Origin of the sequence: Asticcacaulis sp. AC460, from assembly GCF_000495795.1 — a bacterium.
Lineage (GTDB): Bacteria > Pseudomonadota > Alphaproteobacteria > Caulobacterales > Caulobacteraceae > Asticcacaulis.
Genome location: NZ_AWGD01000003.1, coordinates 138,534 through 163,599 on the forward strand (window position 1 = coordinate 138,534; position 25,066 = coordinate 163,599).

At 61.4% G+C, this 25,066-nt stretch carries 25 protein-coding genes and 1 tRNA gene; 11 read left to right on the plus strand and 15 right to left on the minus strand.

Annotated features, from left to right (window positions below; genetic code table 11):
* Positions 1-96: 96 nt before the first annotated feature.
* The 3 genes from ABAC460_RS27215 to ABAC460_RS27225 are packed head-to-tail and all read right to left on the minus strand — an operon-like array spanning position 97 to position 1,180.
* A complete protein-coding gene (locus ABAC460_RS27215; RefSeq protein WP_023451742.1) occupies positions 97-288 on the minus strand; it encodes a helix-turn-helix transcriptional regulator in 192 nt (63 codons plus the stop codon).
* A gap of 7 nt (positions 289-295) precedes the next feature.
* Positions 296-727, minus strand: coding sequence for a hypothetical protein (locus ABAC460_RS27220; protein WP_023451743.1), 432 nt, complete (start codon positions 725-727; stop codon positions 296-298).
* A gap of 33 nt (positions 728-760) precedes the next feature.
* Positions 761-1,180, minus strand: a complete 420-nt coding sequence (locus ABAC460_RS27225) for a hypothetical protein (RefSeq protein WP_023451744.1) — start codon at positions 1,178-1,180, stop codon at positions 761-763.
* A 223-nt stretch (positions 1,181-1,403) separates the two neighbouring features.
* Here ABAC460_RS27225 and ABAC460_RS27230 point away from each other — a divergent pair, with 223 nt between their 5' ends.
* The 8 genes from ABAC460_RS27230 (at position 1,404) to dgt (ending at position 9,929) form a co-directional block, all read left to right on the plus strand.
* Positions 1,404-2,546, plus strand: a complete 1,143-nt coding sequence (locus ABAC460_RS27230) for a GNAT family N-acetyltransferase (RefSeq protein WP_023451745.1) — start codon at positions 1,404-1,406, stop codon at positions 2,544-2,546.
* Between the two features lies 1 nt (position 2,547).
* The gene (locus ABAC460_RS27235) at positions 2,548-3,507 is read left to right on the plus strand and encodes a glycosyltransferase family 2 protein (RefSeq protein ID WP_031236310.1); all 960 of its coding nucleotides are present in this window, start codon (positions 2,548-2,550) and stop codon (positions 3,505-3,507) included.
* A gap of 3 nt (positions 3,508-3,510) precedes the next feature.
* Complete coding sequence (locus ABAC460_RS27240; protein ID WP_023451747.1) at positions 3,511-4,464, plus strand: hypothetical protein; 954 nt, start codon at positions 3,511-3,513, stop codon at positions 4,462-4,464.
* Between the two features lie 131 nt (positions 4,465-4,595).
* Positions 4,596-5,777: a hypothetical protein gene (locus tag ABAC460_RS27245; RefSeq protein ID WP_023451748.1), complete on the plus strand. Its 1,182-nt coding sequence runs from the start codon at positions 4,596-4,598 to the stop codon at positions 5,775-5,777.
* A 69-nt stretch (positions 5,778-5,846) separates the two neighbouring features.
* Positions 5,847-6,833: a KpsF/GutQ family sugar-phosphate isomerase gene (locus tag ABAC460_RS27250; RefSeq protein WP_023451749.1), complete on the plus strand. Its 987-nt coding sequence runs from the start codon at positions 5,847-5,849 to the stop codon at positions 6,831-6,833.
* Positions 6,830-7,615, plus strand: coding sequence for a 3-deoxy-manno-octulosonate cytidylyltransferase (locus ABAC460_RS27255; protein ID WP_023451750.1), 786 nt, complete (start codon positions 6,830-6,832; stop codon positions 7,613-7,615). Before ABAC460_RS27250 ends, ABAC460_RS27255 begins: the two co-directional genes overlap by 4 nt.
* The gene (gene kdsA / locus ABAC460_RS27260; RefSeq protein ID WP_023451751.1) at positions 7,612-8,457 is read left to right on the plus strand and encodes a 3-deoxy-8-phosphooctulonate synthase; all 846 of its coding nucleotides are present in this window, start codon (positions 7,612-7,614) and stop codon (positions 8,455-8,457) included. The genes ABAC460_RS27255 and kdsA overlap by 4 nt, the downstream gene beginning before the upstream one ends.
* A 140-nt stretch (positions 8,458-8,597) precedes the next feature.
* Positions 8,598-9,929 carry a dGTP triphosphohydrolase gene (dgt, locus tag ABAC460_RS27265; RefSeq protein WP_023451752.1) on the plus strand — a complete coding sequence of 444 codons (1,332 nt, stop codon included), beginning with the start codon at positions 8,598-8,600 and terminating at the stop codon, positions 9,927-9,929.
* On the opposite strand, the gene ABAC460_RS27270 is transcribed toward dgt, so the two are convergent.
* A complete protein-coding gene (locus ABAC460_RS27270) occupies positions 9,930-10,619 on the minus strand; it encodes a DUF1345 domain-containing protein (protein ID WP_023451753.1) in 690 nt (229 codons plus the stop codon). It lies immediately after the preceding gene.
* Between the two features lie 112 nt (positions 10,620-10,731).
* Here ABAC460_RS27270 and ABAC460_RS27275 point away from each other — a divergent pair, with 112 nt between their 5' ends.
* Complete coding sequence (locus ABAC460_RS27275; protein WP_023451754.1) at positions 10,732-13,068, plus strand: DUF5703 domain-containing protein; 2,337 nt, start codon at positions 10,732-10,734, stop codon at positions 13,066-13,068.
* 3 nt (positions 13,069-13,071) lie between these two features.
* On the opposite strand, the gene cimA is transcribed toward ABAC460_RS27275, so the two are convergent.
* The 5 genes from cimA to ABAC460_RS27305 all read right to left on the minus strand — a co-directional run bounded on the left by cimA (position 13,072) and on the right by ABAC460_RS27305 (position 18,023).
* Positions 13,072-14,658 carry a citramalate synthase gene (gene cimA / locus ABAC460_RS27280; RefSeq protein WP_023451755.1) on the minus strand — a complete coding sequence of 529 codons (1,587 nt, stop codon included), beginning with the start codon at positions 14,656-14,658 and terminating at the stop codon, positions 13,072-13,074.
* Positions 14,659-14,975: 317 nt separating this feature from the next.
* Positions 14,976-15,557 carry an NAD(P)H-dependent oxidoreductase gene (locus ABAC460_RS27290; protein WP_023451757.1) on the minus strand — a complete coding sequence of 194 codons (582 nt, stop codon included), beginning with the start codon at positions 15,555-15,557 and terminating at the stop codon, positions 14,976-14,978.
* Between the two features lie 85 nt (positions 15,558-15,642).
* The gene (locus ABAC460_RS27295; RefSeq protein ID WP_023451758.1) at positions 15,643-16,182 is read right to left on the minus strand and encodes a hypothetical protein; all 540 of its coding nucleotides are present in this window, start codon (positions 16,180-16,182) and stop codon (positions 15,643-15,645) included.
* 187 nt (positions 16,183-16,369) lie between these two features.
* Positions 16,370-17,035, minus strand: a complete 666-nt coding sequence (locus tag ABAC460_RS50335) for a hypothetical protein (RefSeq protein WP_200863650.1) — start codon at positions 17,033-17,035, stop codon at positions 16,370-16,372.
* Positions 17,036-17,354: 319 nt separating this feature from the next.
* The gene (locus ABAC460_RS27305) at positions 17,355-18,023 is read right to left on the minus strand and encodes a YoaK family protein (protein WP_023451760.1); all 669 of its coding nucleotides are present in this window, start codon (positions 18,021-18,023) and stop codon (positions 17,355-17,357) included.
* 371 nt (positions 18,024-18,394) lie between these two features.
* Here ABAC460_RS27305 and ABAC460_RS27310 point away from each other — a divergent pair, with 371 nt between their 5' ends.
* Complete coding sequence (locus tag ABAC460_RS27310) at positions 18,395-19,042, plus strand: OmpW/AlkL family protein (protein ID WP_031236314.1); 648 nt, start codon at positions 18,395-18,397, stop codon at positions 19,040-19,042.
* A gap of 162 nt (positions 19,043-19,204) precedes the next feature.
* Here ABAC460_RS27310 and ABAC460_RS27315 read toward each other — a convergent pair whose 3' ends face one another.
* From ABAC460_RS27315 to ABAC460_RS27330, 4 genes are all read right to left on the minus strand, one after another.
* The gene (locus tag ABAC460_RS27315) at positions 19,205-19,726 is read right to left on the minus strand and encodes a hypothetical protein (protein ID WP_023451762.1); all 522 of its coding nucleotides are present in this window, start codon (positions 19,724-19,726) and stop codon (positions 19,205-19,207) included.
* Positions 19,727-19,804: 78 nt separating this feature from the next.
* Positions 19,805-20,173 (minus strand): hypothetical protein, encoded by a 369-nt coding sequence (locus tag ABAC460_RS27320; protein ID WP_023451763.1) that lies wholly within the window; start codon positions 20,171-20,173, stop codon positions 19,805-19,807.
* 147 nt (positions 20,174-20,320) lie between these two features.
* A complete protein-coding gene (locus ABAC460_RS27325; protein ID WP_023451764.1) occupies positions 20,321-21,604 on the minus strand; it encodes an MgtC/SapB family protein in 1,284 nt (427 codons plus the stop codon).
* 102 nt (positions 21,605-21,706) lie between these two features.
* Positions 21,707-21,780: transfer RNA gene (locus tag ABAC460_RS27330), tRNA-Gly, on the minus strand.
* 306 nt (positions 21,781-22,086) lie between these two features.
* Between ABAC460_RS27330 and gcrA the strand changes: the two genes are divergently transcribed.
* A complete protein-coding gene (gene gcrA / locus ABAC460_RS27335; RefSeq protein ID WP_023451765.1) occupies positions 22,087-22,626 on the plus strand; it encodes a cell cycle sigma 70 cofactor GcrA in 540 nt (179 codons plus the stop codon).
* Between the two features lie 51 nt (positions 22,627-22,677).
* Here the strand turns inward: gcrA and ABAC460_RS27340 are convergent, their stop codons facing one another.
* On the minus strand, positions 22,678-24,513 hold the full coding sequence (locus ABAC460_RS27340) for a hypothetical protein (protein ID WP_023451766.1): 1,836 nt from the start codon (positions 24,511-24,513) through the stop codon (positions 22,678-22,680).
* A 103-nt stretch (positions 24,514-24,616) separates the two neighbouring features.
* Positions 24,617-25,012, minus strand: a complete 396-nt coding sequence (gene apaG, locus ABAC460_RS27345) for a Co2+/Mg2+ efflux protein ApaG (RefSeq protein WP_023451767.1) — start codon at positions 25,010-25,012, stop codon at positions 24,617-24,619.
* Between the last annotated feature and the right edge of the window lie 54 nt (positions 25,013-25,066).

The window sequence follows — 25,066 nt, forward strand, 5'->3', positions numbered from 1 at the left end:
AGTACGTGAGCACCGGAAGCGCAGAAAACAGCACTTTGCAGGCCAGCCTGACGGATTTACAAACAGTCTCTATCATCATCCCCCCACTGGACATGTTCATTCAGGCGTAAAAATGTCTTCTATCCGCAGGCCGAACAGCCTGGCAAGCTGAAAGGCCAAGGGCAAGGACGGATCGTACTTGCCGGTTTCGATGGCATTGACGGTCTGGCGCGACACTTTCAACCGGTCGGCCAGGTCGGCCTGGGACCAGTTGCGTTCCGCGCGCAGGACCTTGAGACGATTGTTCATCCGACCTTCAGCGATATTTAGTCCAGGCGACAACCTGGCCGATGACCAGCCCGATGACGAACGGCGCCATGCCCAGGACCCGGCCCATCAGGAAGCCTTCGTGCGCCCCGTCCAGCGTGCCGATAAACGTATTGTAGGCTTCGGGAAAGACCATGGGCACGATTCCCGATACGGCAAACAGACCGAAACCGACGACAAAGCCGGTTTGCGCCGCCAGGCGCTTTTTGGTTTCAGCGAATTCATCCGTCACCGCCACTTTCAGTCGGCGAACATACAGGAACACGTAAATCAGCGCGGGTATCGCCAGGACATCGATGAGGATGCCGTATAACGGAAACACCGCCTCGCGAGACCAGTGCAGATTGAACCCGCCCAATAGGCCTGCCATCGCCCCCAGAACGACGATGCCGATGATGAATGCGCCGCGTGTCGCTGTCATGATAAACCCTCCAAAAAATGAAAACCCGCCCCCTCAGGGCATGGCCGCCCGGACATTCAGCCGGTGGCTGTTATTGACCCAGTACAGCAGCACCATGCCGACGACCGCTAGGGACGGGACGTGATCCACGGCCGGCCAGAAATAACCGGCCAGCTTTATCAGCACCAGAAACAGCACCCCGCCCAGGGCGCCGGACGACGAGGCTTTGTATTCGATCAGCCTTTGAAACTCATCGGCCCGGCGCCACCACAGGGCATACAGTCCCGCGCACACCAGGAGGGGCGCCGCAACGATCGCGGTCACCACCACGCCGATCTCAACCTGACCGGTTTGCAGCGGCGATATGCGCTCAGCCACGGCGCAGGCGACCGTGTAGACCAGGCCCAACAGCACCTTGACGACGTATTTGCCCGTCCCGACCGGATTGTCCGCTCGTGTTGCCGTTTGTGTCATTGTGAAAACCTCCCTCGAACTCCGATGACAAGGAGACTTTACATGCCGTTACGGCATTGTCAAGCAACCTTGTCATAATGACGCGGACGCTTGTCACAAAACCCATAAGTTAATACCGGTTAAATATGTTTCAAAACCTTATATTTACTAGGTTTGCGCTATTTTTCCGGCATGAGGCTTGCAGGTACCGTCGGGACCGTAAGTTTCTGATCCGAAGGCGACCATGCTGACCTGCACCCTATACAAGGCCCACGACCTGCCCCAGAGCGAGATCGCCTATTGGCGCGACCTGGCCACCGTGACGCCCGACTTCGCCTCGCCCCTTTTGTCGCCCGACTTCATGCAGGCTGTGGCCCAGGTGCGCGACGATGTTTACGTCGCCGTCTACCGCCGCGGTGCCCAGACCATCGGCTTCCTGGCCCACCATCGCCGGCCGAACCGGTTTGCCCGTCCTGTCGGCGCGCCGTTTTCCGACTACAGCACCATCATCACCGCGCCCGACCCCGGCTTTACCATCGACCAGGCCCTGGAACTGGCCGGCATCGACCGCTTCCATGTCTCGGGCATTGTCGACCCCTACGGTATTTTCGGCGAGCCCATCGCCGACGCCACCCCGGACGACGCCTATGCCATCGATCTGCGCGGCGACGATCCCGGCAACAATGTCGTCAAGAAGCTGGCCAAGAACATCAACCGTCTGCGCCGGCAACTGACCGACCAGGTCGGCGAACCGCGTTTTCTCATCGGCGATGACAGCCGCCGCCATTTCGACGCCATGATCGCCCTGAAACGCGCCCAGGTGCGCCAGACCGGCCTGCACGACTTCCTGGCGGCCCCCTGGGTCCAGCGCCTGATGGATAACCTGCTGGCGGCGCCGAAGGACGGTTTGCACGGCTGCCTGGTGACCCTTATGGCCGGCGACACCCCGCTGATGTACCAGTTTGGCCCGCGCCTGGGCGACCGCGCCCACCCGTGGATTTCGAGCTACGACCCGGCCTTCGGCGCCTTCTCGCCCGGCCAGATATTCCTCAACGACTGCCGCATCCCGCTGAAGGACGCCGGCATCAGTTGGTACGACCTGTCGACCGGCCAGCAGCATTACAAGCCCGCCTTCTGTAACCACCACAGCATCGTCCACAACGCCATGGTCTTCAGTTCGTCGCCGGCGGGCCGCTTCAAGCAGGGCTTCCTCAGAGCCGGCCGCCGCCTGCAGCGCGCCATCCGTCCAGTCGACCACCTGCTGAACCGCATTGACCGCCGCATGGATGTGATTGCCAGCCTGGAGTTACGCACGGTCGACCGCCTGCGTGGCTTCACCCACGCCGTGGTCACCGCGCCCAAACGCAAGGGATCCCCCGATGCCTGACATGAGCCAACCCGTTGTGACCGAGAAAACCGTCAGCGCCATCATACCGACCTTCCGCCGACCCGAAGGCCTGGACCGCGCCATGGCCTCCATCAAGGCCCAGACTGGCCTGGCCGGCGTAGCGCTCAATCTCATCGTCTGCGACAACAGCCCCGAAGGGTCCGCCCGCACCCAGGTCGAGGCCTTCGCCCTGAACGCGCCGTTTCCGGTCCTGTTCGTGCATGAACCGAAGACCGGCGTCGCCAATGCCCGCAATTCGGCGGTGGCCGCCACGCAGGCGCAGTTCATCGCCTTCCTCGATGACGATGAAGAGGCCCCCGCCGACTGGCTGTGGCGCATGCTGGCCAACCAGGCGCGCTTCAAGGCTGATGTCGTCTTCGGTCCCGTCACCGCCCGCATCCCCCACGATGTCGCACAGTACCGCCCCTATTTCGAAGCCTTCTTCTCGCGCTTCGGGCCCGAAGAGTCCGGCGTCCTGCCGCACTATTACGGCTGCGGCAATTCGCTGATCCGCACCGCCGTCTTCCCGAAGGATGACCTACCCTTCGCCACCACCCAGAACGAGATGGGCGGCGAGGACGACATCCTGTTCACCGCCCTGAAAGCCCAGGGCAAGGTGATGAGCTGGGCCGCCGACGCCCCCGTGTGGGAAGACGTGCCGCCCAAACGCGCCACCTTCGACTACACCCTGCGGCGCGGCTTCGCCTACGGCCAGGGCCCGTCCCATTCGACCGGCGTCAACGGCAAGTACCTGAAGTGCGCGGCATGGATGATGCAGGGCCTGGTCCAGGCCGCCGTCTTCGGTGTCATGGCGGGCGCGGCGTTCGCGACGAAATCCCCCAAGGCGGCCTACCTGATCGACAAGGCGGCACGGGGTCTGGGCAAGACCCTGTGGTTCCCGCCCTTCAAGATGAAATTCTACGGCCAGGCTTTGCTGAAGCCGGCCAAACGCAAAGGATAACCGATGACGCTTCTGCACTGGAACGAGGACAAGGCCCGCAAATTCGGCAAGGAAAACCTGCTGTTCAACCACGACCTGGCCGACAGCGAGCTGTTCACCGAAGAGGCGCTGATCGAACTGATCGACCGCTATCCGCGCGAAAGCCTGGAAGTCTTCACCATGGGCTACGACCCGACCGTGTTCGGCGAGTGGTACCTGGGCCGGTCCGACAACATGGATGGCCGCGCTTTGATGGAAGGCGTCAAGGCCGGCCGTTTCTGGCTGAACCTGCGCCGGGTCAACCACGCCGACAGCGCGGTCAAGCTTCTGTGCGACCGCATCTTCGCCGAGGTCAAGGACCAGACCGGTCAGACCAACCTGAAGAACGACCTGGGCCTGCTGATCTCCTCGCCCAACGCCCACGTCGTCTACCACCTCGACATCCCGATGGTCATGCTGTGGCAGATCCGCGGCGTGAAGAAGGTCTACCTCTATCCCGTCGATGCCGGCTTCTTCACCGACGCCCAGATCGAAGGCATCGCCCTGCGCGAATCCGATGAGAACCTGCCCTACGCCACCGAGTTCGATGCCAAGGCGCTGATCCACGACCTGAAGCCCGGCGAGATGCTGACCTGGGCCCAGAACGCCCCGCACCGCATCGTCAATGGCGACATGGTCAATGTCTCGCTGTCGATCGAATTCATGACGCCGAAATCGCTGTGGCACGCCAATGTGCTGTACGCCAACGGACTGCTGCGGCGCTGGTTCGGCCTGAACCCGTCGGTGGCGAAATCGCCCAAGGTGCTGGAACCGTTCAAGATCGTGCTGGCGCGCATCGCCAAGGCGTTCGGCGGCTTCAAGGGCAACAAGACGCCGCTGGTCGAGCGCTTTTCGATGGATCCGGCCCGCCCGGGCGAAATCCTGTACGACGACGGCGCCAAGCCCTTCATCGCCCCGGAGGCCAAAAAGGCGGCGTGATTTTGACAAAGGCGCAAAGACGAGGCAGGATCGGACCGTCCCGAGGGGGGAGCCATGTTCGACCCTAGCCACTATCCGCTGTTCATCTACATCGCACCCGGCCGCGGTGACCCTGCCGCGCGGACCCGGTCATGAAAAACGCTTTCGGCAATAACCTCAGCGGCCGGCCCAACGTCTACCGTGCCGCCGCATGGGTCAGGGTCCTTGCGGGTATTACCCTGATCGGCAGCTTGGTTGTCCTTGGCCTTGTCTGGCTGAGCGGCGACACCACCCTGTTGTCATTCCTGGCGATCGTCGCCGTTGTCGTCATGTGTGGAGCCGGCGCCGTCCTGCGGCGCAGGCTGAGCGTCTGGCCTGACCGATTCGAGTTCCAGGGGCTCTTTCGCCGGTTTTCCGGCCGCCGGGACGAACTTCTGGGCTACCGCACTACCAGTTCCCGGTACGGCAGCTATCTGCATTTTCATCTCAAGGACGGCCGACGCTTCACCCTGCCCGACTATCGCAGTCAGGCGGGCCTGAGTACCTGGCTGGCGGACGTCACCGATCTCGACGCCCGGGACAAGGCGGAATACGAAGCCGGCCTGATCGCCAATGACGCTTTCGGAAGCGATCCCGCCCAGCGCAAGCGCGCGATCGCGCTTCAGCGCCAACTGTTGACCGGTATCAACATAGCCGGCTGTGCCTGCGGCGCGTGGTTGGCCTTCTATCCCCATCCCCTGCTCTACGCGCGATTGGCCTGCGCCGCTGTCTTTGTCGCCGTTCTGGTAATGGCCGCGCTGTCCAACGGCCGCTGGGCGCTGATGTGGGACATCAAGAATCCCAAGCTTAAACTGGCCCCGGCCTTCCTGGTTCCGGCCCTCGCCCTGGGTTTCAGCTTCTTCGTAAACGATGACGTCCTGGACAAGATGGCGGCGGCAACACCAGGCCTGGCCATGGCGGCTGTCGTGATGGGGCTGGTGATTCTCATTGACCGGAAAATTGCTTTCCCCGCCGTGCTGTGGACGGCCGCCATCGTCGGCGCCGGCGCCTGGGGCGGGGTTTTGCTGTACAACGAAGCTCAGGACACCACGCCACCAACGGTCTATCGGACCGTCGTTGTCGACAAACGCATCAACGAGGGGCGCCGAAGCACAAGCTATTATGTCGATGTCGCCGCCTGGGGTCCTGCCGATATGCCAGCGTCCCTTAAGGTTGATTACGCCGTATATGAACGCGCCACAACCGGACAGGCGCTATGCCTGCGCCTTCACAAGGGCGCCCTGGGTTATCGCTGGATCGACTATGACTGCGCTGCCGGCCCGGCAGCCGGCTGAGCCAACACGATCATTGTTCCGACGAAACAAGCTTGCTAAGAGGGGCGCGCTTCCCATATGCGAGCCAGAATGTCCGACACCGCGCCCGTTTCCGATATCAATGCCCAGACCGCCGTCCTGGCCACCGGCGCGCGCGTGTTGCGCACCGAAGGCGAGGCCTTGCTGCTGTTCGCCGGCTCGCTGGACGATAACTTTGTCCGCGCCGTCGAACTGATCCATGCCTGCATCGGCCGGGTCATCCTGTCCGGCATGGGCAAGTCAGGCCATATCGGGCGTAAGATCGCCGCCACCCTCGCCTCCACCGGCACGCCGTCCTTCTTCGTCCACCCGGCCGAAGCCTCGCACGGCGATCTCGGCATGATCACCCCGGACGATGTCTGCATCGTGCTCAGCAATTCCGGCGAGACCTCGGAACTGAGCGACATCCTGGCCCATACCCGCCGCTTTTCCATTCCTTTGATTGGGGTGGCGTCGCGGCCGGGTTCGACCCTGCTGACCACGGCCGATGTGCCGCTGCTGTTGCCCAATGCGCCGGAAGCCTGTGCCATCGGCATGGCGCCGACCACCTCGACCACCATGACCCTGGCCCTGGGTGACGCTTTGGCCGTGGCGGTCATGGAAAAGCGCGGTTTCCAGCCGACCGACTTCAAGGTCTTCCACCCGGGCGGCAAGCTGGGAGCGCAGCTTCTGACCGTCTCGGCGTTGATGCATAAGGGCGAAGAACTGCCGCTGATCGGCGAAGGCGCCCCGATGAGCGAAGCCCTGCTGGTCATGACCGCCAAAAGCTTCGGCGTGGTCGGTGTCTGCAACGGCGGCGTCCTGACCGGGATCATCACCGACGGCGATCTGCGCCGGCACATGGACGGGCTGATGTCGCGCAAGGCCGCCGAGGTCATGCACCGCGGCCCGCGCACCATCGCCGCCGGCCACCTGGCGGTCGAAGCCCTGGGCGTGATGAACGATCGCAAGATCACCTGCCTGTTCGTCGTCGACGAGGCGAATACGCCGGTCGGCCTGATCCATATCCATGACTGTTTGCGCGCGGGTGTAGCATGAAAACTGTCGTCATCATTCCGGCGCGCTACGCCTCCAGCCGTTATCCCGGCAAGCCTCTGGTTATGCTGAAGGGCCGTGACGGCGTCGCCAAGTCGCTGATCCAGCGTTCCTGGGAAGCCGCCAAGGCGGTCCGGGGCGTTGACGCCGTCTTTGTCGCCACCGACGACGACCGCATCAAGGACGCGGCCGAGGCTTTCGGCGCCGAGGTGATCATGACGTCGGAACTGTGCGCTAACGGTACCGAGCGGGTGGCCGATGCTCTGCCCGGCCTACCGCACGCCTACGACCTCTATGTCAACCTGCAGGGCGATGCGCCCCTGACCCCGGCCTGGTTCGTAGAGGACCTGATCGCCGAGATGAAGAAGCACCCCGAGGTCCGGATGGCGACGCCGGTGTTGCGGTGCGACGCCGTGACCCATGCCAATTTCGTCGAGGACCGGCTGCACGGCCGCGTCGGCGGGACGACGGCGGTGTTCGATTCCAGCATGAACGCCCTATATTTCTCGAAAGAGGTCATCCCCTATACGGGCAAGACCTTTGCCGAGGGCGACCTGATCCCGGTCTTCCACCATGTCGGCGTCTATGCCTATCGTGCCGAGGCGCTGGAGGCCTATGTCGGCTGGAGCACCGGGCCGCTGGAGAAGCATGAAGGCCTGGAGCAACTGCGGTTCCTGGAAAACGGCGTGCCCATCCGCTGCGTCGAGGTCGATGGCCGCGGCCGGGTGTTCTGGGAGTTGAACAATCCGGTCGATGTCGAAAGAATTGAGAGTGTACTGCCATGATTAACGCGCAACATGTGAAAACCAAGGTGATCGAGGTCGGCGGCATCAAGATCGGCGGCGACGAACCGTTTGCCCTGATCGCCGGACCGTGCCAGATCGAAAGCCGCGACCACGCGCTGATGATGGCCGAAAGGATCGCCGAGGCCTGCGCGCCGACTGGCACCCGGTTCATCTACAAGTCCAGCTACGACAAGGCCAACCGGTCCTCGATCGGTACGGCGCGTGGCATCGGCATGGACGAAGGCCTGCAGATCCTTGCGGACGTGCGCGCACAGTTCGGCTGCCCGGTGCTGACCGACGTGCACGATGCCCATCAATGCCCGCCCGTGGGCGAAGTGGTCGACGTCATCCAGATTCCGGCCTTCCTGTGCCGCCAGACCGATTTGCTGCTGGCGGCCGGCGAAACCGGCAAGGCAATCAATGTCAAGAAGGGCCAGTTCCTGGCGCCGTGGGACATGGCCAATGTCGCCAAAAAGATCGCCTCGACCGGTAATGAGCGGGTGATGCTGTGCGATCGCGGCACATCATTCGGCTACAATACCCTGGTGACCGATTTCCGCGGCCTGCCGATCATGGCCCAGACGGGCTATCCAATCGTGTTCGACGCCACCCATTCGGTGCAACAGCCGGGCGGCCAGGGCACGACCTCGGGCGGCCAGCGCGAGTTCGCGCCGGTCCTGGCGCGGGCAGCCTGTGCGATCGGGGTGTCGGCGGTGTTTATCGAAACGCACGAGAATCCGGACTGCGCCCCGTCGGACGGCCCGAACATGATCCCTATCGAACAGATGAAGGAACTCATCGGGGTGCTGCGGGCGTTTGACGATCTGGCCAAAGGCAAGTAACGGGGTTTAGGGCCTGCGGCCCCAAGTCTTTCCCTTCCTTAAAATCCCTCGCCCCCTTTGAGGGCGAAGGATTTTAAGGAAAAGAAGACTTGTGGGGCCTCGGGCCCCACACCCCGTTACTCACCTGTGCCGGAGCCGCCATGGACTGGACCAACCTGCTCAACACCACGCGTCTCATGGCGCCGGACTATCAGGAACGGCCCGGCCGGCCCATGTACATGCAGGACATCGACCGCATCACCTTCTGCGCGCCGTTCCGCCGGCTGGCCAACAAGACCCAGGTCCACCCGCTCTACGATAACGACCACATCCACCACCGCCTGATTCACAGCTTGGAGGTCTCCAGCGTCGGCCGCTCACTCGGTATCGAGGTCGGCCAGTGGCTGGTCGACGACAAGGTCCTCACCGATGCCGAACGCGACAAGGTCTCCGGCATCGTCCAGGCCGCCTGCCTGGCCCACGACATCGGCAATCCGCCCTTCGGCCATTCCGGTGAGGAGGCCATCGGCCGCTGGTTTGCCGAGCGCTTCGAAACCCCCAAAGGCATCTTCGCCGACCTCGACCGCCGCCATCACCAGGAATTCAAAAAGTTCGAAGGCAATGCCCAAGGCTTTCGCATCCTGGCGCGCAACGAGATGTACACCAACGAAGGCGGCATGCGCCTGAGCCTCAGCGTCCTGGGCGCCTTCACCAAATATCCGGCGACCGCCAATATCAGCGCCCACCGGTCCGAGCCCTATTGCGGCCTCAAGAAGTTCGGGTTGTTCGACAACGATGTCGCCCTCTTCGCCGAAGCCGCCACCGCCCTGGGCTTGCCGGAAATCCAAAGCCCGCAAGGCATCTGGTGGCGGCGCCATCCGCTGGTCTTCCTCATGGAGGCCGCCGACGACATCTGCTACAACATCATGGACCTGGAAGACGCCTTTACCTGCGGCGACATCGCCTTCGACCAGGCCGAAAGCCTGCTGTCGGCCCTGTTCCTCAAGCGCAACCGCGAAACCGTCTACCGCTCCAAAGCGGCACAGATCTCCGGTTACCGCGCCCTGGCCGTCACCGGCGCCATCGCTGCCTGTGTCGAAGCCTTCAAGGCTCACTACGATACCCTGATGAACGGCACCTTTTCGGGTTCGCTGATCGAGGCCTCATCCAAGGCCATCGAATTCCAGGCCATCAAGGACCTGGCCCGCGACCGCATCTTCAAGGCGCCGCGCAAGACCGAACTGGAAGTCTTCGGCCGCAATGTCATCTACCGTACCCTGGACGGGCTGATACCGCTGTTCGACGACCTGGCGCGCGCCGGCTGGCAGGCCGACGCGCTGTCGTCCTATCACGTTCAACTGGCTCGGGCGCTGAGCCTCGAACTGCACGATATCGACAATGCCTATGACGCCCTGCATGCCCTGGCCGACTTCGTTTCGGGCATGACCGACCGCTATGCTGTCAAGGTCGCCGAGATGCTGTACACACGCTGATCATTTCGCAATCAGTGATGCGGCGATATTGATCGTCAGGGCCAGCACGGTAGCATTGAACAGGTAGGCAGCAATACAGTGGACCGTGCCGATACGGCGCATTTCGCGCGTCGCGAAGGCGACATCCGCCGTCTGGCCTGAGGTCCCGATGACGAAGGCGAAATACAGGAAGTCGCTGTAATGCGGTTGCTCCTTGCCGGGAAAGATCAGGCCCGCGACACCCTTGGCGCGCGCCAGCCCGCTGTAATAACCGTGGGCGTAATGAAAGGCGAAGGCCAGGTGGATATAGGTCCACGACGACAGAAGCGTGAGGCCGGATAAGGCGATATGCCAGGCCTTCTCCGCCGCCGGCAAACCCGACGACGTGGCCAGTTCGCCGGCAATGGCGGCAAAGCTCAAACCGGCCGCAACCACAGACAGGATCAGGATCACCCCCTCGCCGTCGTCATAGAGATGCGCCCGGCTTTCCAGGGTGGCGTAGCTGGCGCGCAGCATATGAAACAAGGCGATGGCGATATACAGGCAGGTGAACGTGTTCCACGCCACCAGCGCCGCGGTCAGCCCCGTGACCGCCGTGAAGGCATGACAGCCGGCCAGCACCACCAGGGCCGCAGCCACCGACTGCAGCAATTGCGGCTTCTGACGCAGGTAGCGGATGACATGAAGGTCGAGAAAGCCTTTGGAAGCCATCGACAATCTAGGCTCCCGCCTTACGCAATTGTCAACGCGCGATCGATTGCGCCCGGCGGCGAAATCGGTCAAAGTTTCGCCTGTAAAAATAGAAATCTGGACCGGGAAGATCATGGCCAACTACACACGTCGCGGCGCAGTCGGATTGGCGGCGGCGGGTGCCATGGCACCGCTTTTTCCGGTACAGGCGGCGGAGGTTCCGTCCTACAATCCGGTGTGGACGTCGCAAAGCCGCAACGCGCTGGAGTCCATGCCGTGCGGCGGCGGCGATATCGGCCTCAATGTCTGGGTCGAGGACAATGACGTGCTGTTCTACGTCTCGCGCAGCGGCGCTTTCGACGAAACCAATGCCTACCTCAAGCTAGGGCGGATACGGCTAAAGCTAAACCCCGATCCCTTCGGCGTCTCCTTCCGCCAGACCCTCGACCTCGATAAGGGCCATGTGGTGATCGAAGGCCAGGGCATGCGTCTGGTCCTCTGGGTCGATGCCTTTTCCCCCGTCGTTCATGTCGAGATCGACAGCGCCAAACCGGTCGAGTTGACCGCCCATTACGAGACATGGCGCACCGCCGACCGGCCCTATCGGCCGGAGGAATTGGGGATGCACCGGTCCTATGACGATGCGCCCGTTGTCCCGACCGCCTTTGCCGATACGACGGCGTTCAACGGCAACGACGTGGTGTCCTTCCATCGCAACCGCGACAGCGATACGGTCTTCGACCTGCTGGTCAAACAGCAAGGCCTGGAAAGCGTAAAAGACCGGATGTGGAACCCGCTGAAGGGCCTCACATTCGGCGTTCTGATGCAGGGCGAAGGCCTGGTTCCCGCCGGCACGCAAGCCGGCCGCTATGCCAGCACCGATTTCACCGCCTGGCGGCTGAAAAGCCGGAGGCCGAAGCGTCGGCATGAATTGCGCATCCACTGTCACATCGCCAATACTGACGACGCCCAAACCTGGCGTAAGGGGCTCAATGCCCTGACCGCCAAGTCCTTGAGCGGCCGCGCGACGGCGCAGCGCAAGACCCAGGCCTGGTGGCAAGCCTTCCAGGACCGCAGCCATATCCGGATCAATCCCGGCAAGGGCCCGGAGGATGCCGGCTGGCGCATCAGCCGGAACTATCAGCTGTTCCGCCATCAGCTTGGGACAAACGCCTATGGCCTGTATCCGACCAAGTTCAACGGCGGCAACTTCACCACCGACCCGGAGTTTGTCGATCCCTCGATCAAGGAAAGCCCGGACTTTCGCAAATGGGGCGGCGGGATTTTTACAGCGCAGAACCAGCGGCTGGTCTACTGGCCGATGCTGAAGAGCGGCGATTTCGATTTGATGGACTCGCAGTTCCTGTTCTACGCCCGCGCCCTGGGCAATGCCGAGCTGCGCACTGAGATCTACTGGAAGCACAAGGGCGCCAGTTTCACCGAGCAGATCGAAAATTTCGGCCTGCCGTGCGGCTTCGACTATGGCTGGCGGCGGTTTTTCGCCCAGGCGGGCAGCCGCGATCCCGGCGTCGAGGACAGCGCGTGGGTCGACCGGCAATGGGACACAGTCTTTGAATTCTGCCTGATGATTTTGGACGTCGAACGCTTCAGCAGCGAGGACATCTCGCCCTACCTGCCGCTGATCCACAGTTGCCTGGTCTTTTTCGATGAACACTACACGCGCCAGACGCGGCTGATGAAGGGCCAGCCGGTCGACGAAAACGGCCATCTGGTCCTGTATCCCGGCACAGCGACGGAAACCTATAAGACGACACTGAATTCGACCGTGACGCTTTCCGCGCTGAAGACGGTCACGTCGCGCATGCTGGAGCTGCCGGGGCGCTATGTCGATGGCGAACGCCGGGACTATTATCAGGGCTTTCTGAAACGGCTGCCGCCGCTGCCGACGCGGATCATGCAAGGGCATAAGACCCTGGCGCCGGCGGAACTGTTCGACCGCATCCAAAATGTCGAAATTCCGCAACTGTATCCCGTATTCCCCTATGGGATATACGGTATCGGCCGTTCGGACCTGCAGCTGGCCATCGACACCTGGCGCTACGGCATCGAGACGGCCGCCCAGAAGGACCATGTCAGTTGGCACCAGGACGCCATCTTCTGCGCCCGGCTGGGCCTGACGGAGGAGGCGAAAACGGGTATCGTCGCCAAGCTGGACGACAGCGGGCGGCGCTATCCGACCTTCTGGGGGCCGGGTCATGACTGGATGCCGGACCACAACTGGGGCGGCTCCGGCATGGTGGGGCTGCAGGAAATGCTTATGCAGACGGTGGGCGACGACATCTACCTGTTCCCGGCCTGGCCGCGCGACTGGGATGTCGACTTCCGCCTGCACGCACCGCGCAACACCGTGGTCGAAGCGAGCCTGAGAGATGGGCAAATCGCCCGGATCCAGGTCACAGGCGGCGACAAGGCACGCCTGAAACTCCCGGACTGGGGCGTGGCGCCGTAAGCGCTACGCCCTGCGTGCCTTCATCAGATGGTAGGTGATGGCATCGAACAATGCGTGATACGACGCATCGATAACGTTATGGCTCACCCCCAGCGTGTTCCACTTGTGACCATCGTCATCACGGCTTTCGATCATCACCCGCGTCAAGGCGGCCGTGGCGTCCGACGGCGTCAGGATGCGCACCTTGTAGTCATTCAGGTGCATGGCCGACAGCTCCGGATAGTGCGGCAGCAGAGCTTTGCGCAAAGCCGCATCCAGCGCATTGACCGGACCATTGCCCTCGGCCACGGTCATGACGGACTGGCCGCCGATCTTCAGCTTTACTGTCGCCTCGGCCACGGTAAACCGCTTGTCGTGCGAGTCGATGCGGCATTCATCCAACGCCCGATAACTCTGCAGCTCATAAAAAGACGGCGACGTCCCCAACTTCTGCAGAGCCATCAGCTCGAAACTGGCGCTGGCGTCCTCATAGGCATAGCCCAACGCCTCACGCTCCTTCACCGCCTTGACCAGGTCGCCGATGCGGTCGTCATCCTCACGGACCGCAATGCCCATCTGATGCAGCCGGTTGACGATATTGGAACGGCCGGCCTTGTCCGACACCAGGATCAGGCGCGTCGCCCCCACCAGGGCCGGGTCGATATGCTCGTAGGACCGGCTGTCCTTGTTCATGGCGCTGACATGCAGCCCGCCCTTGTGGGCAAAGGCGCTGGCGCCGACATAGGCGGCATGACGGTTGGGTGCGCGGTTCAGCCGGTCGTCGACCAGGCGCGACAACTGGCCGATGCGCGTCAACTGCTCATCGCTCAAGCCCGTATCGAAACCCATCTTGAGCATTAGGGTCGGGATCAGCGCGATCAGGTTGGCATTGCCGCAGCGCTCACCGATACCATTGATCGTGCCCTGGATCTGGCGCACCCCGGCCTCGACCGCGGCCAGAGAATTGGCCACCGCCTGCTCGGTGTCGTTATGACAATGAATCCCCAGTCGCGCCTCGGGCAAATGCGCCTTCACCGCGGCGACAATCTCACGAACCTCCGATGGCATCGAACCGCCGTTGGTGTCGCACAGCACCAGCCATTCGGCGCCGGCGGCATGGGCAGCGCTCAGCACCTCCAGTGCATAACCCGGATTGGCCTTGTAGCCGTCGAAGAAATGCTCGGCGTCGAAGACGGCTTCGCGGCCATTGGCGACGATATGACCGATCGAGTCTGCGATCATGCGCAGGTTCTCGGCCTTCGACACTTTCAGGGCCGTCTCGGCCTGCCAGTCCCAGCTCTTCCCGACGATGCAGATGGTGGGGGTGTTGACGGCCAGAAGGTCCTGCAATCCCGGATCGTTGGACGCCGACCGGCCCGAGCGGCGGGTCATACCAAAAGCGGAAATCCGGGTGGTCTTTACGGCCGGCTGGGCGGCGAAAAAGGCGTCGTCGGTGGGATTGGCGCCGGGCCATCCACCTTCGACATAATCGATGCCGAACGCATCCAGCGCCTCGGTTATGGCCTGCTTGTCGGCCACCGAAAAATCGATGCCTTGCGCCTGCGCCCCGTCGCGCAGGGTCGAGTCATAAAGATAGATCCGTTCACCCATGGCCCCATCTATAAGGGAAGGCGAAGGAGATCAACGATTTTAAATGGTTGCGATGGAAACACCGGACTCGATGTCAAGGGGACGCACTGGACGCCGTCGTGTTTACCGGGGGCATTGCCGAAAACACCGCCCCCGTGCGCCTAAGCACTCTCGACGCCCTGGCCGGCCGGTCTACCGAAGAGCTTATCGTCATTCAGAAACGCACGCTTAAAACAACGGCGGCGGCGCTCGACGTCGTGTTGAAACTTTTTAGCCAAGTCATCGTAACCTATGCCCTCCTTATGGCACCGCCACGATAAAGTCCGCGCTCTTTTCGACTATATACCCTTGCGACCCAGATTTTCGACCCGGTCGAGGTGGTTCAGCCGGGTATCGGCGCCGTCCTCGACGAGACCGAGAACGCTCAGCCGGACAGGCTTGAAGCCGCAAAACGCGAACAGGTTCCTGAAGGCCTTGCCGCCGTGGGCGCGAAAAGCCAGCCAGTAAACAGCCCCCGGCATGCCCATCGTCTGGATAAGACGCACCGACCTGCCTTTGAGCAATGCGGCATCCAGCGGGTTCTCCGCGTTGGTGCTATAAGCAAATCCCGGCGTGAAGACACGTTCGCAAAAGCCTTTGAGGAGCGCCGGTATGTTGAACTGCCACATGGGATAGACCAAAACGAGATGCGACGCCCATTGGATCGAAATCTGAACGGCGGCCAGATCGGGCTCGAGCTCCTGGTCGGCATGATAACCTTCGTGCAGGATGGGATCAAAGTCGAGATCAGCCAGCTTGACCATTCGCACCTCATGGCCCGCCGATGTCGCGCCCTCCGCGTAGGCACACGCCAAGACCTCGCTGAAGCTGCGGCGCCGGCGCGCCGGATTGCCGTTCACGATCAAAATGCGCTTTGTCACAGACGTCTCCTTCGCCAATGCGCCGCGGTGACGGGCGCCGCCGGTTCACACTTACCTGGACCGCGCACCGGGACCTTGATACCGGTCAATTCTGGGAGTGAGGCAAGGCGATGCCGCGCCGCGCAGCCAGTCCCTGCCTCAGCGCCGCCAGATCGCCGTCAGTAAAGCGCAAACGGGCAATCGGCAGCACGACCGCCGTGACCAGGGCAAGGTGGCGGTGTAGCCCGGCCGCTACGGCCGAAAGTTCTTCGCCCATCGCCTGGAACGACGCTGGCGAGACATTGCTCTTCCACAAAGTTTCCAGGTCAGCCGCGCAGAGGCCGAGTTGTTGACCCGCGGCGGCGTGCAGGGTTGCGAGATCTCGCAGAACGGCAACCAGTTCATCGCCGGGGCGGGCCCGCAGTTGCAGAATAGGGATCAGATCCTGCGCCTCATCGGCAAACTGTAACGGAAAATCGTTGCGAAGTGCGCCAAGCATTTTGGCCACATCATCAGAATTTAATTTGCGGCCGGATTTCGGCACGACCATAAGCGCACAAATTAGCTTCAGGCGATCGCAGCCCTTGGACATAAAATCGATGGGCGAAAATAATTCAGCCGCCAAATCATCGCTATGTGGTGCCAAAGCCAATTTCTTTCGCCAGGGTTGATCTCACAATCATAAATACTTAAGTCGACGATCAAAATAAATATTACGCGATAACAGGCAGGCATGAGATAGAAATTCTCACACAAATCCGGCCAACGCGATGGGTATTAAAATATCTACTTATAACAAAATGCCATCCTTATATCTTCACTAAAATTCTTGTTTATTGTCGAACGCATATCCGAATAAAGTCAATCAACATCGCTGAATTGCTAATATATGACTGCAAATTCCGCTTTATAGTCTTGCCATGCCGCGCCTTGACACCCCAACCGGTTCGGATCACCCTCCCCCGTGATTCGAGAACAGGGGTATTGGAGAGAGCATGAAGGATAGCGACCTGGAGCGGGTTCGCGGCCTGAGAGTGTTCTCGACCATGGCCGAAGCCTGTTTCGCCGACCTTACGTCCGGCGGTTTCATGCAGAAATTCCCCGCCGGCACGACGCTTCTGTACGAAGGCGACACGGTCGACTTCCTTTACGTTCTCATGGATGGCGTCGTCGAGATGCAAGGGTCGTGGAACGACAAGGAAACCACGATATCGGTCGTTCGCCCTGAGGATGCTAAGGTAAGGCGCAATGAGACGCTGGTAGTCCGCGCTGCCCTTTTGGTCGGGGCGAACCATGGTGGCATGCCGCTCGCCATCGGTCATGTCGGCTGCCATAACGGCCAGGTTGCGCAAACGTCCGTCCACGATGCCATCGAGCTGCTCCACCGTTTTCTGGTAGATGAACAGGCCCGCCACAACGGATACGGTGAAAATGGCAAGGCCCATTCCCATGGCCATCGGATCGAGCCAGGACTTCACGCGCCTATACAACCGCTTCACACACAATCCCCGATTGATCGTGCAAAGGATTGCAGAAGCGTCTTAATAATTCATGACCGGTCATGCCACTGTCGAACACCGCTGCGGGCCATCCTGCCGGCCGGCGTAACGGTCGAAGGTGCAGGCGAATGCCCGCATCAGCTTTTTCAGCGGATTGTCGAAGGTAATGACGCTGTTGTCGCCACGTTAGGTCCAGCCCCGCGCCGTGGACAGGAAACCCGCCGTCGCCGCGGTCTGATAGCTGGCGTAGCGCGGGGCTTCCCAGGCCAGGCACTGCAGATGATTGTGCTCTTGCCAGGATCATTGGCTCGATTCCATCTCAGCTGTCCCTTGCCGCTTCGGACGGAATCGCGATGCGGAGCCAGACGGCGTAATGGCTGAGAATGGCCGCCCAGACCGCAGCTATAGCCAATCCGTTGAGACCTGCCTTGTCATAGATCAAAACGCCGATGATGCCTCCGGCAACCAGGCCCGCCCACAGCAGCAGGTACGGCAGCCAGGCGAAACGGGCGCCGCCCGTCAGTCCTTGCGCGGCCTTCTGGCCGATCTTGACCAGGGTCCCCGTCATATAGGTGACGCCCACCACCACTTCCCCATCGCGTTGCAGCACGGCATTCGCGGCACCCATGGCCAGGGTCATCCCGGCGATCGCCACGACGGGCCAGCCGGCGAGATGGCTGAAAAAGCCGGCCAACAGCAGCCCGGCCACCAGCCACAAGACCACACGAATATGCAGGTGTCTGGGAACAAAATGTGCAATCAGAGTCGCGACGAAGGTGCCGGTGACAAAGGTCAGGATAATTCCGCCCGCGATACTTAGTGCCATGACGTCTTGTCGCGCCATAGCGAGCGCCAACAGGGTCGAATTGCCGCTCATGAAAGCCACGAAGCGGCCGTGCAGTTCGAGAAAACCCAGGACATCGACAAAGCCGGCCAAGGCACTAAGGCCAACGGCAAGGACGATGACGTGGTTATTAAGCCGGGTCATTTCAGACGCAGTCCAGGAGGTGCGACCCGCCACGTCCGAATCCGGCGTGAGACGCACACCCGCGCCACGCCATATCAGTCGCACTTGCGCCGAGCCCCGCGCACGGTCGAAAAAACTCACCCGTCTATAGCATATTCAATCCGCAACCGGATTGATCTAAATCAAACAGAAGCATTAACTTTATATTTTTACGACAAAACGCAGAATCCTCAGCGAATTCGGCGGATTTGAAATTCCAAATACTTAAAGAAGTGCTGCCTTAATTTCACGACGTCTGCGTCAACCTGCCGCGCGACATGTTGTGCAGGTGCATTTGCAAACGACGGGGACTAATTGCCGGGCTCTCAACGGCCGCAAAGGAGAAAGCCATGATGGATGCCGCAAAAACCACAATTTTTATAGGGGTTATGACTCTTGCCGGATTTGGCGGAGCCGCCATGGCTCAGGACACTGGCTTGAAGGGCACCTGGCAGGTGACCGCGCGCCTGACCACCGTGGCTCCCGACGAATCGGGCGCGATTGTGACCGCCGCCGGCGCCGACAGCGGACTGGACGTGGCGGTTAATGACAGCACTGTACCCACGCTTGGCTTCACCTACTTCGTCACCGATCATGTGGCGGTCGAGGCCATCCTCGGGACATCGAAGCACACCATCAAGGCCGTCGGCACAGGAACCGATGTTGCGGTTCATGAAACCTGGGTCCTGCCGCCAGTCGTCACCGCGCAATACCATTTCAACACCGGCGGAAAGGTCAGCCCCTATGTCGGCGCCGGCATCAACTACATGAATTGGTACGGCGGCAAGGATCTCAACGGCTTCAAGGTTCGGCTCAAGAACAGCGTCGGCACCGCCATTCAGGCTGGCGCCAACGTCAGGCTGAAGGAGAATCTGGTACTGAACATCGACTACAAGAAGGTGTTCTACGGCACCGACGCCAGGATCAACAACGGCGCGCTCAAGTCCGAGGTAACGCTGGATCCGTCGGTCATATCCGTCGGACTTGGCTATCGCTTCTGATGACTCAACGGCGCCGCACACAGGTACGGCGCCGTTGATGCCTGTCAATGCATGCCGGGCATGCGTCGGTACAAAGACCGTGCGGAGAATGTAAATCGCGCGAGGCTTTCACCTGCCGAACCCTGGCCGAGGCGCGACGGCCACCTCAATCCCACCCAGAGGTCACTTCAAGGGTTTGCACTGTTTTGCGCCCGCCTCGAACAGGACCTCACGCAGCAGATGGTTGGCTTGCGTAAACTGCGCGATGTGATCCTGGGCTTCGGGATAATCCTGGGGCCATTTTTTGGGTTTGAAGGCTGTAAAGAAGTTCAGTGCGTCCTTGGTTTCACCGCAAACCTTGTCAGCCAGGTTACGCGAACCCGCTTTCTGAAAGCTGGCGAGGGCCCAACAGGTATGTGCAAAGCCCTTGGTCCACTGTTCCGGACCAAACGTCATACCTGAGCCGATCTGATCCCGAATCTGCGTGCAGGCAGCATTGACGGACACCATCTGGCTGGCCAGGTCGTCCTGAACCTCGTCGAGGCTTTTGCCACCTCCAGGCTTGTAATTGGACACAAACCCATCCCAGGCCGCAAGAAACGCCACGTTGTTGGCTGAAAGCGCCTGCCAGTCCTGGGGCTTGGGTGGATAGGCCAAAGCCGGCGTGGCGCTGATCAGAACGCAACCGACGAACAACAAAGGCATGAATCGACGCATATGAGCAACCTCTCTCAAGGACGGAATGTTGCGCCGGAAGACGATGTCCGGCCGCAGAAAAGGGGATTACGTGCCGGCCATTTCACAGACATCATGTGCCAGAACGTAGGTGTCGTTGGCGAAGGACTCGACCTCCTCCGACATGGCGAGGAGGGCGCGAGAATCGATACCGGGGATCAGCTTGAAGGACGTGTTGTAGGCGCGATTTGCGACGGACTGGAGCATATTGGCCGCCGACCGGAACCCGTTGCACGCCTGGACATAGTCGCCATTATCATAGGCGTCCGCCGCCGTCTTTCCTACCGCCATGGCGTAATCGTAATCCGATTGAAGCGAATTCATGATGCCTTCGGCCTCGCTGGTTTGTGCGGCAGCAGGCAGTACGGCAAAACTGGCAAGGACAAACCCGATAAAGGCCAAGACGTAAAGTTTCATCGAACCAACCCATTTTGCGCATTTCGGATAATATGAAAGACGGCGTAACAGTGTTACTTTTTGACTTCAAGCAGCAAGTCCTGCCTTACAGCAATTGTAATTCTAGGTGCCGGACAGATGGACCCATGCGCCGCTTGCGCGCCGACCTCAACCGAACACCAGCAGCAACGGAGCCCCCGCCAGCCCGGCTGCCAGGCTGAGAAACAGGGGCGCAGCCGCGCGCCAGCCAGCTTTTCCGCCCGCGGCTACGACCGCCACACCGGTCTTGACCAGCGTATTGAGCATGACCGGCATCGCCAGAATCAGGCCGGCCGTCACGCCGGGCAAGGCATGGTCAGGCAAGCCGCCCATGGTGATAATCGCCGCATCGACATCGACCATGCCCGATACGGCCAGGGCGGCCGCCAAACCGGCCTCGCCGATTTCGGCCATCAGCCAGCGGGCAGCCAGGGACAGGACGGCGACCAGTGCGGCCAGGAACAGCGCCGGCCACAGGTCAAATGGGTTACGTACCTCAAGATTCGCGGGCGTCTCGACTTGCCCAGTTCGCGTCCGCCAGATCAGCCAGCCAGCGCAGATCACCCCGGTGAGAGCCGCCGGCACCACCATAACGGCCAAAGCAGGCAAAGCGAAAGGCGCCAGAAGTGCAGTCAGGATGAGAACGCGCAGGAACATGACCGCGGACGCGATTGCGATGCCGGCGATCAGCACGCCTTCCCGGCCTTCTTGCTGGCGGATGCGGCTGGACAGCGCGACGGTGACGGCCGTCGACGACACCACGGCACCGGCAGCAGCGGTGGCCAGTATCCCACGCGACGGTCCCAGCAGCTTTGCCGCCATATAACCGGCGAACGAAAGGCCGGACACCAGAACCACCACCATCCAGATGTGACGCGCATTCCAGGCGCCGAAAGGGCCGAAATCAGTGTCGGGCAGCAGCGGCAATACTGCCAGACTAATGACGGCAAATCGCGCAATCGCCCGGACCTCGGCTTCGCTAAGCCCTCTTAGCCAGTCGTGAAGTTGCCGCCGCGACGAGAGCAACACCGTCATCAGGGCGGCCGCGACAGCGGCCAGCACCATCTCGCCCATGCCAGCGCTAACGCCTATGGCCAGGGTGACGATGCCGGCTGTCGTCGAGGTAATACTGACATTTCCACTCGCCTTTGAATGCCGGCCATATCCGACCACGAGCGCCAGGGCGGTGGTGGCAACCAGAACAAGGCCGGCAAACGGCGCCTTCGCCATAAGATGGCCCGCAATCCCGCCAGTCAGGCCCAAAAGGCCGAACGTGCGGATGCCCGCGACACGCGCCCCTGCGGGATCGTCACGTCGCGACCAGCCACGTTCGACCCCGATCAGCAGCCCAAGACCCAAAGCCAGAACCAGACCCTGAAACGGACGAAAGGCTTCGAAAAAACTATGGGACATAGCCTGACTTCACCCGAACCTTTGCGGGCAGTCTTTGACCTCGATCAAGGCATTCCGCCCAAGCCGTGCAGCCGAGACGGAAAGCGCACGTCCGACAAAAGGTGGAGCGGGTGAAGGGAATCGAACCCTCGTATTCAGCTTGGGAAGCTGCTGCTCTACCATTGAGCTACACCCGCGTTTCAAGGCGTAGCCGTCAGATGCCACACGCTCCCCAATAAGGTCAAGCGCCATCCCTACCCAATCAAAAGGGTTAATTTATCCACATATGTGGATCATCCGAACACAACATATAGATATATGTGGACAGTCGTAAATTCCCCTCACACCATATATTGCGGTTTTTAACCCTTCGTTTACTATCTGTGGGTGGCTGGGGAGCAGGTCCACACGGACATGTCTACATATTGTGGTGCGTTACCTTGCGATCCGCAAGTGATCGTTGCCACGATGATGGCCCGGAAGTGGCTATGGGAGAGTGAAACATGAGTTGGACTGACGAACGCGTCGAAACCCTGAAGAAGCTGTGGCAAGAAGGCCATTCGGCCAGCCAGATCGCCAAGCAGCTGGGCGGCGTGACCCGTAATGCCGTGATCGGCAAGGTGCATCGTCTCGGCCTGTCGGGGCGCGCCGCGCCGTCGCAGCCGACCCGCCCGCTGTACAAACCGTCGCGTCCCGCCCGTCCGGTGACGTCCCACGGCTCTGGGCACAACCCGGCGCCGAGCCATGCCGCGCCGCAGCCGCGCCGTACCGAGCCGGTGATTTCGCGCCCGGTCATCTCGACCCCGATCGTGCCCTATGTCGAAGCGCCCGGCACGGCGACTGTCCTGACCCTGGGCGCCAAGATGTGCAAATGGCCGATCGGCGATCCGTCGTCGGACAGCTTCTCCTTCTGCGGCCGCCGCGCCGACGACGGCACGCCCTACTGCGTTGAACACGCCCGTGTGGCCTACCAGCCGTCGCAAAAGACCAAAAAGCGCGACACCGGCACGGATCTTTCGCGCAGCCTGCGCCGCTACCTGTAAGATTTTCGCTGAAATCACAGAACAGCCCCGCCATCACGGATGGCGGGGTTTTTATTTGGCCTGCCGCCCGGTACGTTTCGCCACCGGCGGTGATGTCATAAGCGCCTGCTGGATCTGGCTTTCCAGGACCTCCGCGCGCTGGCGCAGGCCGGCGGCCTCCTGTTCCAACTCTTCAACGCGCAGGGCATGCAGGTCCAGGCCGATCTTGCGGATCGCCGCTTCCAGCGCCTCACGTTCGTCCGGACGGTACAGTTCGCCCGACGGCTTGGGCCCCAGCAGGACAAAGCCTGATACGTCCGCCCGGTACAGCATAGGGAGGGCCAGGCCGCCCTCCAGCTCCGGCAGGACATCGCGCAGAAGCTCGCCTTCGACGGCAACACGGTCGGCCCGCATGCGCACCACGCCCGGCAGGTCGGAATCCACCTGCTCGGGCGCCCCTGACAGGCCATCCTCGGTACGCAGATAATCACGCCCCGCCACACGATAGATGGCAACTCCGGCGCCGCCCGAAAACCGCGTCAGTTCCGTCACCGTCGCCTTTTCGAGCGCATCCGGCGTATGAACAAAGCCCGCCTCGACCATGAAGCGCTTCAGCCTGGCCTCGTTGTCATGCCATTTGCGGAACAGAAAGGTCTCCACCGACTTTTCGACAAAACCCTGGATGTTGTGGAAGGCGAAGAAGATGAGCAGCGCCACCCCGGCATCCATCAGGACATTGGCCTTGACGCCCAGCAGACCGGTGAGCTGGCCGACCAGCCATTCGGTGATGCCGAACGCGGTCAGCAGAATGATCGAAAGGACCGTATAGACGACTGTCCGGTTGATGGCGAAACCGATGTCGAGAACGCGCTCACGCAGGACAGCATAGGCGAACAGAAACAACCCGGCCGTGGGCATGACGACGGCGGCGACGATCAGCGGGTCGGTGAGCAGCCAAGGAATTCGTGTCAGGAAGATGACTCCAGCCAAGACCTGATAGAAACTTATCAGCGCGACAGCAACCAACAGAAGGACATAACGTGGCCGCATCTCGGGCGTGCTGTCGCGCCAGCCGGCGAACAATGTGGCCAGGGCCAAGCCGAACCCAGGAAAGGCCAGAACGGACGTCAAGAAGCCCCCACCGAACACCGGCGCGTCAATCCGGAACAGGAAGTTGAAAACATCCGCCGCGGTCGCGACAGCCATCAGAATGGCGTAGATGCGCGTGGTCCATTGGGCTAGGGGGCCATCGCGACCTGCGGTTTCGCGCCGAAAGTAGCGAGCGAACAAAAGGAACAACAACGGTATGGCCGAATAGAGGATGGCCGTCAGAACCGTCGCCATGGGAAAGATGACGGGCGCATTGAACCATGTCGTCGCCGTCGCCGACGTCAGGCTGTTGCAGGCCAGAGCCAGGCCCAGAACGAAGACCGAACGCCGCCTGCCGCTGCGCGCCAGGACAAAGATCGCCACCAATGGCCCGATCAGGGATATTACCCAGGCGACCAGTGCTGCGGCCCGGTTTTGCTCGGCCTCGGGCGGCCATTCGGCCTTCTCGAATTTCACGTCGATGGGCCTGAGCGTATCACCTGCGTGAACCGTCAACCCAATCTTTTCTCCGACCGCTGGCCAACGGCTTACATCCGTCGCCCGATCAAATCTGACCGTGTCGCCGGCTTTCAATCCGGCCCTGTCCGCCGGACCGCCCGGCGCGACCTCGACGATCGTACAGGCCTGCCAGGACTGGCAGGTTGCTGCGAAGCCGCCGGTGCTGCCGGGATAGCGCGTGACCATGTCGGTCATATTGTTACTGTTGGTAGCGAAAATGAAGGCTGTGAGCACCAGGGCCATGATCAGCCAAACCCCGGCCAGGGGCGCAGGCGCCGTTTGTGTGGTTTCGTCGCTCACGGCACTGCCCCTTGCGGCCGGACACAGGACTCACGTCCGCGCCGCATGACCACCAGATAACGGAAGGTCCTTCAAGTCAAGCGGCCCGGCCCACCATGCACCCTCAGTTCAGCACACGCTTGATATCGGGCAAATCCAGCGAGAAATCCGGAATCGTCACCCGCAACGCCACGCCGTCATCGCGCTCGAACATGTAATAGCCGCCCATCGAGCCCGACGGTGTCGGCAGCGGACAACCCGACGAATAGGTATAGGTCTGGCCCGGCCGCAAAATCGGAATCTCCCCGACCACGCCCGGTCCCTCGACCACCTGCACCCGGCCCAGCCCGTCCATGATGGTCCAGTGGCGCGTTTTCAGTTGCACCACCTCGTCCGAGCCGTTGATCAGCGTAATGTGATAGGCCCACAGATAGCGGTCGTCGTGGCCGCTTTCCTCCTGCGGGACGTAATCGACCTCGACGCTGACGGTAATGCCGTGACTGGTGTGCTGATAGGGCATGCTTATCTTCTTGCTGATACCGGCGACCTCTCTTAAAGATTGAACCCCGTAAAG

Bases quoted from the DNA above. Each gene is read 5' to 3' on its own strand.
- ABAC460_RS27245 (WP_023451748.1), top strand. From the start codon at position 4,596: ATGAAAAACGCTTTCGGCAATAACCTCAGCGGCCGGCCCAACGTCTAC.
- ABAC460_RS27220 (WP_023451743.1), bottom strand. From the start codon at position 727: ATGACAGCGACACGCGGCGCATTCATCATCGGCATCGTCGTTCTGGGG.
- ABAC460_RS27275 (WP_023451754.1), top strand. From the start codon at position 10,732: ATGGCCAACTACACACGTCGCGGCGCAGTCGGATTGGCGGCGGCGGGT.
- ABAC460_RS27320 (WP_023451763.1), bottom strand. From the start codon at position 20,173: ATGAAACTTTACGTCTTGGCCTTTATCGGGTTTGTCCTTGCCAGTTTT.
- gcrA (WP_023451765.1), top strand. From the start codon at position 22,087: ATGAGTTGGACTGACGAACGCGTCGAAACCCTGAAGAAGCTGTGGCAA.
- ABAC460_RS27240 (WP_023451747.1), top strand. From the start codon at position 3,511: ATGACGCTTCTGCACTGGAACGAGGACAAGGCCCGCAAATTCGGCAAG.
- ABAC460_RS27315 (WP_023451762.1), bottom strand. From the start codon at position 19,726: ATGCCTTTGTTGTTCGTCGGTTGCGTTCTGATCAGCGCCACGCCGGCT.
- dgt (WP_023451752.1), top strand. From the start codon at position 8,598: ATGGACTGGACCAACCTGCTCAACACCACGCGTCTCATGGCGCCGGAC.
- ABAC460_RS27255 (WP_023451750.1), top strand. From the start codon at position 6,830: ATGAAAACTGTCGTCATCATTCCGGCGCGCTACGCCTCCAGCCGTTAT.
- ABAC460_RS27325 (WP_023451764.1), bottom strand. From the start codon at position 21,604: ATGTCCCATAGTTTTTTCGAAGCCTTTCGTCCGTTTCAGGGTCTGGTT.
- ABAC460_RS27270 (WP_023451753.1), bottom strand. From the start codon at position 10,619: ATGGCTTCCAAAGGCTTTCTCGACCTTCATGTCATCCGCTACCTGCGT.
- ABAC460_RS27250 (WP_023451749.1), top strand. From the start codon at position 5,847: ATGTCCGACACCGCGCCCGTTTCCGATATCAATGCCCAGACCGCCGTC.
- ABAC460_RS27225 (WP_023451744.1), bottom strand. From the start codon at position 1,180: ATGACACAAACGGCAACACGAGCGGACAATCCGGTCGGGACGGGCAAA.
- kdsA (WP_023451751.1), top strand. From the start codon at position 7,612: ATGATTAACGCGCAACATGTGAAAACCAAGGTGATCGAGGTCGGCGGC.
- ABAC460_RS27305 (WP_023451760.1), bottom strand. From the start codon at position 18,023: ATGACCCGGCTTAATAACCACGTCATCGTCCTTGCCGTTGGCCTTAGT.
- cimA (WP_023451755.1), bottom strand. From the start codon at position 14,658: ATGGGTGAACGGATCTATCTTTATGACTCGACCCTGCGCGACGGGGCG.
- ABAC460_RS27310 (WP_031236314.1), top strand. From the start codon at position 18,395: ATGGATGCCGCAAAAACCACAATTTTTATAGGGGTTATGACTCTTGCC.
- ABAC460_RS27235 (WP_031236310.1), top strand. From the start codon at position 2,548: ATGAGCCAACCCGTTGTGACCGAGAAAACCGTCAGCGCCATCATACCG.
- apaG (WP_023451767.1), bottom strand. From the start codon at position 25,012: ATGCCCTATCAGCACACCAGTCACGGCATTACCGTCAGCGTCGAGGTC.
- ABAC460_RS27230 (WP_023451745.1), top strand. From the start codon at position 1,404: ATGCTGACCTGCACCCTATACAAGGCCCACGACCTGCCCCAGAGCGAG.
- ABAC460_RS27215 (WP_023451742.1), bottom strand. From the start codon at position 288: ATGAACAATCGTCTCAAGGTCCTGCGCGCGGAACGCAACTGGTCCCAG.